This window comes from Streptomyces hebeiensis (assembly GCF_052983195.1).
Window position 1 is genome coordinate 224839 of the sequence record NZ_CM129812.1, and the last position, 14575, is coordinate 239413.

Annotated in this window: 14 protein-coding genes and 2 pseudogenes; 11 read left to right on the plus strand and 5 right to left on the minus strand. The window is 71.0% G+C overall.

The annotated features are described in order from the left end of the window. Window positions 1-16: 16 nt before the first annotated feature. Window positions 17-1249, minus strand: a complete 1233-nt coding sequence (locus ACU6P3_RS00930; protein WP_447195452.1) for a DUF6397 family protein — start codon at window positions 1247-1249, stop codon at window positions 17-19. 132 nt (window positions 1250-1381) lie between these two features. Beyond that, window positions 1382-1795: a roadblock/LC7 domain-containing protein gene (locus tag ACU6P3_RS00935; protein WP_030742641.1), complete on the minus strand. Its 414-nt coding sequence runs from the start codon at window positions 1793-1795 to the stop codon at window positions 1382-1384. A 159-nt stretch (window positions 1796-1954) separates the two neighbouring features. Here ACU6P3_RS00935 and ACU6P3_RS00940 point away from each other — a divergent pair, with 159 nt between their 5' ends. The 3 genes from ACU6P3_RS00940 (at window position 1955) to ACU6P3_RS00950 (ending at window position 3462) form a co-directional block, all read left to right on the plus strand. Then, the gene (locus ACU6P3_RS00940) at window positions 1955-2383 is read left to right on the plus strand and encodes a PPOX class F420-dependent oxidoreductase (RefSeq protein ID WP_344280280.1); all 429 of its coding nucleotides are present in this window, start codon (window positions 1955-1957) and stop codon (window positions 2381-2383) included. 48 nt (window positions 2384-2431) lie between these two features. Further along, the gene (locus ACU6P3_RS00945) at window positions 2432-3031 is read left to right on the plus strand and encodes a class I SAM-dependent methyltransferase (RefSeq protein ID WP_447195453.1); all 600 of its coding nucleotides are present in this window, start codon (window positions 2432-2434) and stop codon (window positions 3029-3031) included. Between the two features lie 161 nt (window positions 3032-3192). Continuing rightward, on the plus strand, window positions 3193-3462 hold the full coding sequence (locus ACU6P3_RS00950) for a hypothetical protein (RefSeq protein WP_051764597.1): 270 nt from the start codon (window positions 3193-3195) through the stop codon (window positions 3460-3462). A gap of 213 nt (window positions 3463-3675) precedes the next feature. On the opposite strand, the gene ACU6P3_RS00955 is transcribed toward ACU6P3_RS00950, so the two are convergent. Further along, window positions 3676-3858 (minus strand): tail-anchor membrane protein, encoded by a 183-nt coding sequence (locus tag ACU6P3_RS00955; protein ID WP_030742630.1) that lies wholly within the window; start codon window positions 3856-3858, stop codon window positions 3676-3678. Window positions 3859-3927: 69 nt separating this feature from the next. Next, the gene (locus tag ACU6P3_RS00960) at window positions 3928-5085 is read right to left on the minus strand and encodes a fatty acid desaturase family protein (protein ID WP_447195454.1); all 1158 of its coding nucleotides are present in this window, start codon (window positions 5083-5085) and stop codon (window positions 3928-3930) included. A gap of 334 nt (window positions 5086-5419) precedes the next feature. On the opposite strand from ACU6P3_RS00960, the gene ACU6P3_RS00965 reads away from it, so the two are divergent. The 6 genes and pseudogenes from ACU6P3_RS00965 to ACU6P3_RS00990 all read left to right on the plus strand — a co-directional run bounded on the left by ACU6P3_RS00965 (window position 5420) and on the right by ACU6P3_RS00990 (window position 11366). Beyond that, a complete protein-coding gene (locus ACU6P3_RS00965; protein ID WP_447195455.1) occupies window positions 5420-5980 on the plus strand; it encodes a hypothetical protein in 561 nt (186 codons plus the stop codon). Between the two features lie 320 nt (window positions 5981-6300). Then, window positions 6301-8463 (plus strand): HelD family protein, encoded by a 2163-nt coding sequence (locus ACU6P3_RS00970; protein WP_514414739.1) that lies wholly within the window; start codon window positions 6301-6303, stop codon window positions 8461-8463. A gap of 160 nt (window positions 8464-8623) precedes the next feature. After that, window positions 8624-8968 carry a hypothetical protein gene (locus ACU6P3_RS00975; protein WP_447195457.1) on the plus strand — a complete coding sequence of 115 codons (345 nt, stop codon included), beginning with the start codon at window positions 8624-8626 and terminating at the stop codon, window positions 8966-8968. Window positions 8969-9304: 336 nt separating this feature from the next. Continuing rightward, window positions 9305-10090 carry a hypothetical protein gene (locus tag ACU6P3_RS00980; RefSeq protein WP_447195458.1) on the plus strand — a complete coding sequence of 262 codons (786 nt, stop codon included), beginning with the start codon at window positions 9305-9307 and terminating at the stop codon, window positions 10088-10090. A 15-nt stretch (window positions 10091-10105) separates the two neighbouring features. Beyond that, a pseudogene (locus ACU6P3_RS00985) lies at window positions 10106-10492 on the plus strand (transposase family protein); the annotation flags it as partial. Window positions 10493-10724: 232 nt separating this feature from the next. Beyond that, window positions 10725-11366 (plus strand): SDR family NAD(P)-dependent oxidoreductase, encoded by a 642-nt coding sequence (locus tag ACU6P3_RS00990; protein ID WP_447195459.1) that lies wholly within the window; start codon window positions 10725-10727, stop codon window positions 11364-11366. A gap of 8 nt (window positions 11367-11374) precedes the next feature. Here the strand turns inward: ACU6P3_RS00990 and ACU6P3_RS00995 are convergent, their stop codons facing one another. After that, the gene (locus tag ACU6P3_RS00995; RefSeq protein WP_447195460.1) at window positions 11375-12427 is read right to left on the minus strand and encodes an AraC family transcriptional regulator; all 1053 of its coding nucleotides are present in this window, start codon (window positions 12425-12427) and stop codon (window positions 11375-11377) included. A gap of 29 nt (window positions 12428-12456) precedes the next feature. Here ACU6P3_RS00995 and ACU6P3_RS01000 point away from each other — a divergent pair. Together ACU6P3_RS01000 and ACU6P3_RS01005 are read left to right on the plus strand one after the other, a co-directional pair. Beyond that, window positions 12457-12941 (plus strand): annotated as a pseudogene (locus tag ACU6P3_RS01000) (SNF2-related protein); the annotation flags it as partial. A 264-nt stretch (window positions 12942-13205) separates the two neighbouring features. Then, window positions 13206-14492, plus strand: coding sequence for a GAF domain-containing protein (locus ACU6P3_RS01005; RefSeq protein ID WP_447195461.1), 1287 nt, complete (start codon window positions 13206-13208; stop codon window positions 14490-14492). The last annotated feature ends 83 nt before the right edge of the window (window positions 14493-14575 follow it).

Consider the following 14575-nt stretch of genomic DNA (forward strand, 5'->3'; position numbering starts at 1 on the left):
GCGCTGTCCGGCGGCCTCACCGGGGCGGAGCCGCCACGCACGGACGCCTGCTCCTGCCGAGCCTCAGACGGGCCAACAGCCCCGCGCGGCCGTCCCCGCAGGGTGCCACCGGTGCTCGCGGCGATGTCACTGTCTCCGGGCCCGTCTGCGAAGAGGGCCCCGGGTCGGCCGGTGGCGGCGCGGCGGCGTCGGAAGGAGGCGTCGGCACGTCCTCATCGGAGGGAGGCACCGGGCTGCGTGCCGCGGCATCGGCTCCTCGATCGTCCGGGAGCACTTCGTCGGGGCGGGGCGCGGGACGCGCGCACCGCGCCGTCTCGAGCAGCAGGGTGAGCCCCGCGCGGTGCCACTGGATCTCGTCCGGATCGTCCGCCACCAGCAGACGCCGAACCTTCTCCCGCGCCGTTTCGGACTGTGGATGAACCTGGGACAACTCGGGCATCAGTCGACGTACATAGGCACGTTCATAGCAATCCGGGACCAACTCGGCCAGCTGGGCCGGATCCAGCACACCGGCCACGACCGCCGCGCGCTCCCACGGCCCGGCGCACTCGTGCAGCAGAAGGCCGATCCGCCGCCCCCGCCAGTTGCGCGCGCGCAGGTCCCGCCCCGCCGCCGTCCCCCTGTCGAGACCTTTCGGGAAACGGCCGGAGAGCAGGGTCCGTTCCCGTTCCGCGAATTGCCTCAACTCATCGGCCAGATACAACCACACGATCGCGCGGTAGCGGTTCAGATAGAACCTCACCGGCGTGATGAAGCCGGCTCGCGCGAGCCTGCCGAAGCGGCCGGGGCTGATCAGCATCAGCTCGGCTCCCTCGGCCGTCCCCACGGTCCTGACCCGTTCGCGCAACGCGTCCGGAAATCCCTCCGCCGCGCGCAGCCGATCGATCTCCCGCCGGGAGACCTGCCGACGGCCTGCGACCGGTCCCGCGATCGTGCGGACGTGCCCCAGCTCCGCGGCGAGCTCGAATTCGCCACGCCGCAGGCACAATTCCCGCGCCGCCCGGGCGATCCCCACCGCCGCCGGCCTCTCCGCGGCCTCCTCCACCCCTGTGGCCTGCCCGTCCGCGGCCCCGCACTCCGGCGGCTCCGGGGCCCGCACCCGCTCCTGCCGTCGCGTCCGCCCCGGCCCCCGCTCTGGCCCCGGCTGCGGCTGCGGCTGCGGCTGCGGCTGCGGCTGCGGCTGCGGAGACGCTGCCGCCTCCCCCACTCGGCCGCCTGTGCTGCCGTCGCGGACGTCACTGATCGCCATGATGGTCCTCCCCCGTGAGGCGTAACTACTCTCGGTGATGACCGTAGCGCGGCAGCGGCACATCCCGCCCGACCTGTGGACAACTCACGGGGCACGCGGAAAGCACCAGCTCAGAGGCCCGTCGCAGGACGTTCAGAGGCCGCTCAGCGTGGTGTGGTCGGGCTGGCGTGCCGCGACGCCGAGATGTTCGCCGACCCGGTTGACGAGCAGCGTCATCTCGTACGCCACCTGGCCGACGTCCGCCTCGGCCGCGGCGAGGACGCACAGGCAGCTGCCGTCACCGGCGGAGGTGACGAACAGCATCGCGTCGTCGAACTCGACCATGGTCTGCCGCACCTTGCCCGCTTTGAAGTGGCGCCCCGAGCCTCGCGCGAGGCTGTGCAGCCCCGAGGAGACCGCCGCGAGATGTTCCGCGTCCTCGCGCGCCAGATCCGTACTGGCTCCGGTCACCAGGCCGTCGTTCGAGAGCACCAGTGCGTGCTTGATGTGCTCGACCCGTTCGGTCAGGTCGTCCAGGAGCCAATCGAGCCCTTTTTCCAGCGCCATCTCTGCCCTCCCCGTTCCTACGTTCCCCAAGATCCCTCGATGCTCGTAGCCTTGCGCACCGACCGCGTGCGGGCAAGCGGTCCTCGCACACAGGTCCGGGTAACCCGGTATTCCCGGCCCCGCGTCGCGCGGAACACAAGTGCGGCGCAGAATGCCCCCATGGCGACGAACATGAGCAAGGACGAGTGGCATGCCTTCGTCTCGGAGGGCACCCGCACCGGCAAGCTGTCGACCGTACGGGCCGACGGAAGCCCGCACATCGCGCCTGTCTGGTTCGTCATGGAGGGCGACGATCTCGTCTTCAACACCGGCAAGGAGACGGTGAAGGGCCGCAATCTCGCACGGGACAACCGGATCGCTCTCTGTGTGGACGACGAAAAACCGCCGTTCGCGTTCGTGGTGATCCACGGCCGCGCCGAACTCGACGAGGACCCTCGGCGACTGCTCGAGACGGCCACCAGGATCGCCGCTCGGTACATGGGCCAGGACCGGGCCGAGGAGTTCGGTGCGCGCAACGGCGTGCCGGGCGAACTCCTGGTGCGGGTACGGATCGACAAGGTCTCGGCTTACACGGGTGTGGCCGAGTGAATCGCATGGGGCGGGCCGACGCGCCCACCGTGGGGAGATCATGGGTCCATGGACCATGACCACACCCGAGTACGGGAATTCTTCGGCGCCCGGGCGGCAGGCTGGGACACGCGTTTCCCCGACGACGGCCCCGCCTACGCCGCGGCAGTGGCCGCGCTCGGGCTCCGCCCCGGCGACGCGGTCCTGGACGCGGGGTGCGGCACGGGCCGGGCACTGCCGGCCCTGCGGGAGGCCGTGGGCCCCCGGGGCACGGTGCTCGGGGTCGATCTGACTCCGGAGATGCTCCAGGCGGCCGTACGGGCCGGGCGCCGGAGCAGCGGGCGGCTGCTGCTGGCCGATGTACGACGGCTGCCCGTGCGCTCGGAAACGCTGGACGCCGTGTTCGGTGCCGGGCTGATCTCACACCTGCCGCGTCCCGCCGACCACCTGAGGGAACTGGCCCGAGTGGTACGGCCGGACGGCCTGCTGGCGCTCTTCCATCCCGTGGGCCGGGCGGCGCTCGCCGCCCGGCAGGGCCGACGGATCACGGACGACGACGTGCGTGCCGAGATCAATCTGCGCCCCCTGCTGGCCGGCTCCGGCTGGCGGCTCGACGTGTACACCGACGAGGATTCCCGCTTCCTGGCCCTGGCCACCCGGCAGGGGTGAGCCGTCGGAGCGAGGCCCTCCGCGCGGGCGAAAAACAGGCCCTCTTCTGCCCGGAGCTCACCAACCGTACGTTGGAAGAGTGACCCCGGACGTCAGCCGAGGTCCGTGCCTCGCCGGGCAGTGGAGGGAAGGTGATCCCGGTGTTCGACAGACTCCGCAGCATCGTGGTGCCCACGAAGGCCGCCGCAACGGTCGCGGAGCGGCCCCGAGCGCGTCAGCACAACATCTTCGAGGCCGCCGCCGATTACGTGTCGGCATGCGCGGACGACGACCAGCAGCGGATCGACGAGGCCGCGAGCTGGGTCTCCCCCGAGGCGCTCTCCTTCGGGGTGAGCGAACTCGCCTGCCGCGCGGTCATCGCGCTCGCCCGGGAGCGTGACGAGTCGCCGCAAACCGTGGCGCGCAGCCTGCTCGGCCTGCCGGCCGCCTGAGAGGGACGGAACGATCCGGCCACCGCGATCGCCGGGCCACCGGGCACGAGCCATCCCCGCGGCCCGCCGGGTGGCAGCCGCGTTCTCCCGCGCCGCCGGGCGCGTCCGCCTCGGCCCGTGCGCGCCGCGACGCGTACTCCCGGACGTCGCATACGCGGCGGCCGGGCCGACGCCCACGCCGCTCTCGGCTCCCAGGAGGGCCGAGCGGGTACCTCAGCGGCCGAGTTCCTTACGGCTGATCCGGCGCAGCCTCTTGCGCTGCGACGGGTCGAGCATCAGATACGCCACCGTCGGCACTCCCAGCACCACCAGCAGCGCGAACCAGAATCCGATCAGCGGAATCAGAAGTAGGCCGACGGCCACTCCCCCGATGGCGATCTTCGCTCTTGTCGACATCTCGACGCCTCCTCCGCGGCCCGTGCCGCTCCCTGACCGGTGAACGCGCACGGGAGTCCGCCAGTTCCACTATGCGCCGACGCGCAGCGGTTCGCCGACCTCGTGCAGATGCCCGAGGGCCTGCCGGTACGAGTCGATCAGGCCCGTCTCCGTGTACGGCACCCCGAGCCGGGCACAGTGGGCCCGGACCAGCGGCTGGGCGAGGCGCAGGTGGGGGCGCGGCATGCTGGGGAAGAGGTGGTGCTCGATCTGGTAGTTCAACCCGCCGAGGAACCAGTCGGTGACCGCGCCGCCGCGGATGTTCCGCGAAGTGAGGACCTGTCGGCGCAGATGCCCCCAGTCCGCGCTCCCCTCCGGATCGGGCATCTCCATGCCCTTGTGGTTGGGCGCGAAGGACATTCCGAGGTGAAGGCCGAGGAGCATCTGATGGATCAGGGCGAACACGATCGCCTGCGCGACGGTCAGGGTGGTCAGCAGCAGCGCGAGATAGCCCACGACATGGGTCACGAGCAACAGCCCTTCCCGTATGCGCCGCCGCCCGGGCATGCGGTTGTCCTTCCGGGAGAAGACCGCCTGGAAGCCGTACACCTTCAGGGCGATGCCCTCCAGGGTGGTCAGCGGGAAGAAAAGCCATGCCTGATGGCGGGTGAGCCAGCCTCTCAGCCCCGACCGCCCCGCTGTCTGGTGCTGGGCGAAGACCAGGATGTCCGCGGCGACGTCCGGGTCCTTGTCGATGTGGTTCGGATTGGCGTGGTGACGGTTGTGCTTGTCGTTCCACCACTCCTGGCTCATGCCGAGCAGCAGATTCGCGTGGACAAGCTGGACGAGCCGGCCGGTGCCCCGATCGGCGGTGATCTGCCCGTGCCCCGCGTCGTGCGCGACAAAGGCCATGCGTGCCGAGACGAGGGCCAGCTGAGGCGCCAAGAGCAGTGACCACCAGGAAGGCCCCAGCAGCACCAGTCCGACGGTGATGCCGGCCAGGATGAGCAGATTGACCGTGATACCCCGGGCGTACCACCCGGCTCGGCGCTCCAGGAGACCCTGCTCCCTCACCATCCGCAGCAGCGGTGCGAATTCGCTTCCGCGACCGCCGCGCACGGCAGCGGGCGCGGGCTCGGGAGAGGGCACGGCCCCCGCGGGGAGTGCGGTCTCGGGAGAGGGCGCCGGCGCGGGCTCCGCAGGCGCGGGTACGAACTCCGCGGTGGGAGCAGGGGCGGTTCGGGGCATCACGGTCTCCGGTCTCCGGGCCGCCGCGGCGGCTGAGGCTGGTGCCCCTCTCGGCACCAGGTCACGCGGAATGCGCTTGACCTCCCAAAACGTACGTTCGGTCAACACCCCGCCACCATGAGGTCACCACCCGGATCCGGTGGGGGTTTCCCGTTGACCGAAGGTGGGGTTGACCACACCCCTGGGTCCCGGAACATCCGGTTGCCACCCTCGCGCCGCCGGCCCTCACGTGCCCGTGGGTCGACCACAGGTGCCCACTCAGGTCGGCCGCCTGTCCGGGGCCCGCTCGAGCGGGCCATGAGGTACTCTCGGCGACCGCGCCCACTAGTCAAACTTGAAGAATGTGACCTCGCTGTGCCACATCACCACCGTCCCCGCCCTTCTCACAGCTCCCACGGTTCCTTCGTCAGCCCACCGACCGGCGTCACCGACCTCGCCCGCCCTGCCCCTCCTCACCGGGGCGCGCCTGGCGCCCGACGCTTCCCCGTCCACCGCCTTCTGGGGTGCGGCCGCCCTGCTCGCACTGCGGATCGCCGCCGACGGAAAGCTGCTGCCGGATCTCTCCGGCACGGACCACGACGCATGGCGGGCGGGCCCGCTCACCGCCGAGGACCAGGAGCGCGTCCGCCTGCTCGCGGCGGCGATGCCGGCCGTCGCGCACAGCGTCCCGCTCGGCACCGCACCGCCGCGGTCCCTTGTCCTACCCGCCCCCGAGCGGCTGCTGCGGTCGTTCGTCGACGCGGTCGTGGCCGGGCTGCCCAGGACGCCCGCCGCACCGCTTTCGGCCCGCGCGCCCGACCTCGCTCGGCCTCGGCGGCCGCCTCGCGGACGACACGGGACCGGGCAAGACCATCACGCTCGTCTTCCCTGTCACGTCAGCATGTTGAGTCGTTGAGGTCCGGCATCCGGGACGCACACGGCGGCGGGAACATCACCCAACTCGCCGCGTCGCACAACGGGACGGCGGCCGCCGGTGTCCGCATCGGGAATGCAGGCCAGCCCGGGTCCTGGCCTGTGACACGGCCACGAACCCTTCCCGTGGATTCACTTCCTTTCCCGCGCAACGGGAATATATCACCGGCATTCAAGGGAAACGACGGAATGCATGACACGAAGTGCGGTCAGCCGTAAGGACATAGACGCAACGAGCAGGTCAAGACTTACCTTTAGGGAACTGTGGCCGTATGGTGCGGCTCGAATCGAAGGAGTCCCTTGTTGTCAAACATAAATGATTCTGCCGTGCGTGCGGTTGAATCGGAACAAGGTCACGTGTCCTCATTGTATGAGCTGCTCACCGAGCGGCTTTCCGAGGCGCGAGCGAACCGGGCGAGTGTGCTGAAGGCCCCGGCGGACGGCGCCGGCGAGGCGTACGAGAGAGAGATCGCCGCCGACCGTCTGACCAAGGAGATCGGTCGGCTGGAAGGCGCCGAGAAGGGTCTGGTCTTCGGGCGGATCGACTGGACGGACGGCACGGCCTTGCGCATCGGGCGGATCGGACTGCACACGGAGGAGGACGAACTGCCGCTGCTCGTGGACTGGCGCGCGAACGCGGCGCGGCCCTTCTACGAGGCCACACCGGTCCACCCGATGGGTCTGCGGCGGCGCCGGCACCTGCGCCTGGAGGAGCGCACGGTCGTCTCGGTGAGCGACGAACTGCTCGACGGGGCCGCCCCGACCGACGAAGACGTCGTGGGGGACGGCCCGTTGACCGAGGCTCTGTCGGCACGGCGTACGGGCAGGATGCACGCGGCCGTCGCGACGCTGCAGGCCGAGCAGGACGAGATCGTCCGCTCCGCCCACCGCGGGGTGACCGTGGTGCGGGGCGGGCCCGGCACCGGCAAGACGGTGGTCGCCCTGCACCGGGCGGCCTACGTCCTGTACGCGTTCCCGCGCGCCGCGGAGGAAGGCGTCCTCGTGGTGGGCCCCAACGCCCGTTTCCTCGACTACATCTCCCAGGTCCTTCCCTCGCTCGGGGAGAACGACGTCGATCTGGCGACCTGTCAAGAACTGGCCGGAGTCTCCCCGGACGCGGTGGACCCGTTCGACACGGCGCGCCTCAAGGGCGGCTTGGACCTCGCCGACGCCCTGGCCGGCCTGCTGCGAGACCACCAGGCCCCCGCCGGTGACTTCACCGTCCGGGTCGGGCAGGAACTGGTCCACCTGTCCGAGAAGGAGGTCGCCTCCGCACGCACCGCCGCCCTGGCGGCCGCATCCGGCCACAACCCCGCGCGCCAGGTGTTCAAGGAACTCCTGGTCGACGCCGTCACCGACGCGATGCAACGGGCCATGGGCGACCTCCTGGAGCAGATCGACGCCGATGCCGAGCAGATGACGGGCCTGAACCTCGACCGGTTCACGGGGGTCGCCCAGCACCGTGCCGACGGCGCCGCCGACCCGGGTCCGGTCCACGAGCTGGACCTGGACGCCATCGGGGCCGATCTCCTCGACGACGCGGGTGTCGACCGGGCGGTCGAGGCGCTGTGGCCGAGGCTGGTACCCGGCGATCTCGTGAAGGCACTGCTGACGGATACCGACGCCCTGGCCGAGCGCCTGCCGAACCTGACCCCGCAGGAGCGGTCCCTTCTCCTGCGTGGCCCGGACGCCCCGTGGACCGATGCGGACGTGCCGTTGCTGGACGAGGCGGCGAGCCTGGTCGACGGCCCGCTCGAGCGGACGTACGGGCACGTCGTCGTCGACGAGGCGCAGGAACTGACCGCTATGCAGTGGCGGATGATCATCCGCCGCTGCCCGGCGAGGGCGATGACGCTGGTCGGTGACTTCGCCCAGTCGGGCCCGGCCACGACGGCACGCGACTGGAAGGAAGCCCTGAGCCCGCATGTCGGGACCCGGTTCAGACTGCACGACCTGACGGTCAGTTACCGCACTACGCAGGAGATCCTGGAGAGCGTCCGGGACCTGCTCGCGCGGATCGCTCCGGACCAGCGGCCCACACGTTCACTGCGCAGCGGTGAGAGCCCGCGCACCGTGACCACACATGAGGACGGGTTGGTCAACGCCGTCGTGGAGGAACTGCGCGCCCAGAGCACCGCGCAGCCGGACGAACTCCTGGGAGTGATCTGCGCGGACACCCGGGTGAGCCAGTTGACGGCTCACGGCATCGCCGACCACGCACGCATCGTGCCCGCGTCCGAGGCACGTGGCCTCGAGTTCGACGGGGTCGTCGTCCTGAACCCCGAGGAGATCATCACGGCCCGCCCCGGCGGGGAGAGGGACCTGTACGTGGCCCTGACGCGGGCCACCAAGCGCCTGTGCACCATCACCACCCAGCCCGCATTGGCTTCGTTCACTTCAAGCAGCAGCGATTGTCTGCCCGTTTGGGCAGCAGTCGGCGATCTTGAGACTCGTGGGTGTTCATGAGAAGTGACGTCAAGTCCCCACATTGCCGGGCGCCGGAAAGCAGCGCGCAGGCCGTCTGCCGTTCCCGGCAGATGAGGGGGCGCGCTCGGACGGTCATGATGCTCTGCGGGGCGCCCCTGGCTTTTGGGCCGCGGGAAATGAGACGGCGAGGCGGGGAACAGTGACCGATGTGTTCGACAGGGCCGTGGACGTGTTCATGGTGGCCGTGGGGCTGGGATGCGTGGGGCTGGGATGCTGGGCCGTGCTCCGGCCGCGCCGGCCACCGGAGCCGATCCAGGGGCCTGTGTGGGTGGTCCGTGCCTGGGGGCTCGGCTTTGTTCCGCTGGGGATCTCCATCACCGTTGAGACGGTGACCCTGATGGCCGACGGGGAGCCGGCCCGAGTGGCGGACATGACCCGCTGGGTCGCCGGGCCGCTCGTAGTCGGCTCGATCCTGGCTGCCTTCGTTGCTCGGCGGCGGGAGCGCCGTCGGGACCGGGCCGCTCATGAGCGGCGGCCGCAGTGAACCGGTCCGCTTCCTGGAGCGAGGCGACGCTTGTGGCCGCGGCTTGCTGGGCGGTCAGCGGCCCGGGATACGGTGCGCTCGCCGCCCTCGACGATCCTCACCTGTCCGTTGCGCCATTCATCGGAATGGGGCTCGTCCAGCGATTCTGGGCGCGTCACCGCTTCTGGCCGGCAGCGGTCGGCGCCGGCCTCGCAGGGGCTGCCGTGCTGTTCGGGCTCGTTGACGGGCCGCGGCCGGCGCTGGGCCGGTACGTCGCGGACGCGCTGGCCACGGGGGCCGCGGCGACCGCCTCCGTAGCCGTGCTCACCCTGGTGGGGCGCGTGAGAGGACGCCGTCATGCCGCCGCACGGTGACCCGCCGGTGGGCCGGCGCATCAGCCTGCAGCCCGAGCCGGGGGCCGTCCGACGGCACACCGTCTGGCGTCGCGTGTGGGGGCTGTGCGCGGCTCTGACCGGTATCGCGATGCTCCTCCTCGGTGCCGCGGGGCTGTCCATCGTGCCGGGCCTGATCGAGGGCGAGAAGGCGTTCGGCACCGCTACTGCGTGCACCGCCTCGTCCTCTTCCCATGACGACTGCCTGCGCTCGTTCGATGCGACCGTGACCCATACGGTGATCAGGGAGCAGACCAAGTCATCGGAGTACACGCTGTACCTTAAGGGCCCAACAGGTGTGCCCCACAGCATCGACATGGGCGACTCGGAGCCGCTGCTCAAGCGCCTGCGTCCCGGCGACGGCGTGACGGTCAGCATGTGGCGGGACTACGCGACCGAGGTGCGGCAGGGGAAGGTCTCCCAGGAGACCGCCGATACCCCGGAGGGTGAGCCGGTCTTCGTGTGCGCGCTCGCCCTGGCGGTGATCTGCGGCGGCGCGTACGGCCTGTATGCGGGAGGAACGGCCCTGTCCTGGTCCCGGCGCCACGCTGCGCGGGGCCTGCCCGCCACACTCGTGACGCGTGGCAAGGAAGCGACCGGAGCGGCGCTGTGCGCGCTTCCGGCCCTGGTCGTGGGCGACTTCACGAACGTGCCGGTCATGCTGGTGGTGTGGCTGGGACTGCTGCCGCTGGTCCGGTGGGTCGTGCAACGGCAGCAACAGCGAAGTACCGGACGGCACGCTCGACCATGAGCCTTGGCCAAGGGTGTCGACGTCACGCTGATCCCGACCCGGGATCACCGCCTCGCGGCACCGAGCAAGAACTACCGGTATTCGGCGAACCTGCAAGTCGCCGTCGACGCGAACACCCGCCTGGTCATCGCCCTGGACGACCCGCGACCCGGCAACCGTAACGACACCATCGTCTACCGCACCAGCGGTATTGACCAGCAGTTGGCCGGCCGCGACGTGATGGCCGACGGTGCCTACCGCGGCAACCCCGAGGTGATCATCCCGTACCGCAAACCCCGCGACGGCAGCGAACTCCCCGCCCGGAAACAGGACTACAACGCCGGGCACCGCAACGTCCGCGCCTGCGTCGAACACTGCTTGGCCCGGCTCAAGACCCACAAAACCCTGCGCGACTACCGCCGCGTCGGCCGACCAGCCGCTTATGCGCCGTGGCGCAAGCGCTGTGCGCCGCGGCGAAAGACCGCGCGCGTCCCGACCGCGATCGTTGACCGGGCACGGGTAGGCGCGGATTTCGCAAGGAGTGATTGGCTCGTGATCGAGAAGACTCTGTCGGGCAAGGTGGCGCTGGTGACGGGGGGGCAGCCGGGGGATCGGCGCGGCGACGGCCCGGCGGCCGGCTGCGCTGGGCGCGGACGTGGTCATCACCTATGTCGCGCAGGCGGAGAAGGCGAAGACGGTAGTCGAGGAACTGCGGTCGCAGGGCGTGCGCGCCGAGGGCATCCAGGCCGACCAGGCCGACCGCGCCCAGGTGACGGCCATGGTGGACGCGGTCGCTGAGAAGTTCGGCCGGATAGACATCCTGGTCAACAGCGCCGGTGTCTTCTGGCCCGGGGAGATCACCGACGCCGTACGCGATGAGCAGCTCGCGATCAACCTGACCGGTGTCGCCGACACGACCTACCGGGCCGTGCGGCACATGCGCGAGGGCGGCCGAATCGTGAACCTGTCGTCCGGCCTTGCCAGCAAGACCTTCGCGGCCGGCATGTCCGACTACGCGGCGACCAAGGCTGCGGTCACGGCATACACCCGCGGGTGGGCCCAGGATTTCGCCGCGCGCGGGATCAACGTGAACGTGATCGAGTGCGGCATCATCGACACCGACATGGCCATGCCGAAGGATTCCGAGGGCGGCCAGTTCATGCTTCAGGCGGTTATCCCGATGCACCGGTACGCCGAGGCCGACGAGGTCGCCGGTGTGGTGGCGTTCCTGGCAGGGCCGGACGCCGCGTACATCACCAGCAGCATCCTTCGTGTCGACGGCGGCGCCCTCGCCTGAGGCTTGGCTCAGGACTCACCGCGGCTGTCGCCGCGGGTCTCGCGGGGCGTGACGCCGAACTCGCGGCGGTAGGCGGTGGCGAACGACGCGTGGCTGGCGAACCCGGACGCGTGCGCGACCTGCGCGATCGACCGGTTGTCCCAGGTTGAACTGGCCAACCGGGTCCGGGCCAGCCGCAGCCGCTCCGAGCGGATCAGGTCGCGGGAGGTGGTGCCGGCGGCCTGTAGCACGTCTTGCAGATATCGCGCCGACCAACCCAGGACCCGGGCGATGCCGGTGATGGAGAGGTCGGGGTCGGCAGCGTGACGGCGTACGTACTGCCTCACCTGCGCCTCGACCTCTCTTCGCGGGGCGGACGGCACCGAGTCGCTGGCGCCTTCAGCGGCCAGGCAGAGCAGGTCGAGCAACTGGTCGCAGGCGATGTCGAAGGTTGCCTTGGAAAAGTGTTCCCGCTCCTGTTGGAGGGTGAGCACCATCCGCCGGATCAGCCGACCGAGCCCCGCGGTGCCGTCGAAGACTTGCGGATCCTGGGCCGCGGCGGGATTGCGGCGGTGGATCGCCTCACCGGGGACGATCAGCGCGACCGACTGAAATTCCTCGCCGTGGGTGAAGGTCAACGGGCGGTCCACGTCGCACAGCGCGAGAGTGCCCGGCCGGATCTCGCCCGCGGCCGCGGCCTGCTCCACCTGGGCGCTCCCGGCGGTCGGCACCAGTAGTTCGAAGGCTCCGCGCGGGTCTGTCCGGATGTGCCGCCGCTCCCGCACGAACTCCTCGCGGACGTTACCGCAGAGCGCGATGCCGTACGACCGTGACCGCTGCCACTCCAGCCGACCCGCCCACGGGCCGGCATCCGTAAGGGTGACCCGGCTGTCGCCGTGCAAGTCGATGAACGCTTCCCGCCAGGCTCTGGGCGTCGGGATCAGTCCACGCTCGTTCCAGCGATACATCCCTGTACAGTTTCCAACCCCGACGATGCCGATCCCGTCGAGACGAATGAGGAGCGCCGGGCCGAACAGGACTACAACGCCGGGCACCGCGAAATCCGCGCCCGCGTCGAACACTGCCTGTCCTGGCTCAAAACCTACAAAATCCCGTGGAGAACAACCTCTCCGAGCTGTGGACCATCCTCGACTGGACGACGCCCGGCCTGCTCGGCCGGCTCGGTACCTTCCGCAGCCACCACGCGCGGGCGATCGAGGGCGGCGGCGACCCGGCCGCGGCCGAGCGGCTCGCCAGGCTGGTCCGTCCCTTCCTGCTGCGCCGCCGCAAGTCCGACCCGGGATCGCGCCCGAGCTGCCGCCGAAGACCGAGACCGACTGTGCCGTCTCCCTCACCGCGGAACAGGCGGGCGTGTACGAGGCGGTGCTGAGGGAGACCCTCGCGGCGATCGGCGCGTCGGACGGCATGGAACGGCGAGGGCTGATCGTCACCCTGCTCACGGCGCTCAAACAGATCTGCAACCACCTGGCGCAGTACCTCAAGGAGGAACAGCCCCGGCTGGTCGGCCGCTCCGGGAAACTGGAGCCGCTGGACGAACTGCTCGGCACGATCCTCGCCGAAGGGGCGAGCGTGCTGGGCGCTGGGCCCCGGTGGGGCCGAGCGGCCCGGATCCCGCGACCGTCCTGGCGGAATGAGCGGAATCGACGGAATCGGAGGAGCCACGGGCGCTGACGGAACCGACGGAGCCGGTACAGCCGGCGGAACGGAGTTGGCAGCGCGGACGGAACAAGCGGACGGGACAAGAAGAGCACCGGCGGACGGGACGAGACGCTTGCCCCGCCGCGAGAGCCGGCGCGAGGATGGGGCCGTGTCCGGCGGCATCCGACCGGGGAGGCGCGGTTGACCGGCTCGTGGGTGGCCCTGGAAGCGGGCGCCGATCCCGTGCGGCGCCGGGGCGCGCTGCACAGGGCGTACGAGTCCTTCGCGTCGACGGGTCGGGTGGAGCGTCCCGTACGGACGGTGGTGGCGGATTCCTGGCGCCGTTCGGTCCGTGCGCGGGTCGGCCGGGAGGACATGGCCCGGGTCGAGTTGTCCGACGACGAGCTGGCCGCTTACCGGGACGCCCATCCGCTGGCCGGGGCCATGCCCCTGTTCCGTGAGCTGATGGGCGCGTACGCACTGGACGGTCGCCATCTGATGGCGGTGTGCGACGCGCACGGCAGGTTGCTCTGGGTCGAAGGTCACCGCGCGACCCGACGGCAGGCGGACCGGATGAACTTCGTCCCCGGGGCGCGCTGGGCGGAGGCCGTCACCGGCACCAACGCGCCGGGCACGGCGATCGCGGTCGACCGGCCCGTGCAGGTCTTCGCCGCCGAGCACTTCCAGCGGCCGGCGCACCCCTGGACCTGTGCGGCGGCGCCCGTGCACGACCCGCGGACGGGACGGCTGCTGGGCGCGGTCGACATCACCGGCGGAGACCGGCTGGCCCACCCGCACAGCCTGGGATTCGTCGGCGCGGTGGCGCGGGCGGCCGAGTCGCACCTGGCGCTGCTCGACCCGGCGCCCGAGCAGGGTTCCGTACGGCTCACTGTCCTCGGCCGTGACGAGGCGCTGCTGCGGGCGGGCGGGCGTACGGTCCGCCTGAGCCGTCGGCACAGCGAGATCATGACTCTCCTTGCGCTCCGCCCTGAGGGTGTCACGGGCGACGAACTGCTGGTGGGGCTGTACGAGGACGAGTCGGTCACCCCGGTCACCCTGCGCGCCGAGCTCTCCCGGCTGCGCGGGCTGCTCGGCCCCGGCCTGCTGCGCTCCCGCCCGTACCGGGTGGCCCCGTCCGTCGAGTCTGACTACGACGCCGTCGTCCGGCTGCTGGCATCGGGGGCGACGACCTCCGCGATGGGCGCGTACGCGGGACCGCTGCTGCCCGGTTCGCGGGCCCCGGCCGTCGTACGGCTGCGGCGTCGGCTGGCCGACCAGTTGCGCGCGGCGCTGATCGCCCGGGAGGACCCGACGCTGCTGGCCGACTGGGCGTACAGCCCTTGGGGCGAAGACGACCTGCCGGTATGGCGGGCCCTCGCGGCCGCGCTCCCGGCATCGCAGCGACCGGCGGCGCGGGCGCGGGTTGAGGAACTCGACGCGCGGCAACGCCTCCCGCGTTCCGCCCGCCCTCCCGCAGGCGGAACGTGACGTATCTCCTTACTGCCGGTGGATAGAGCACTCCTCGCGCGGGCCGTACGACCGGCCTGACGGCCCCGGGCGCACCGTCCGAG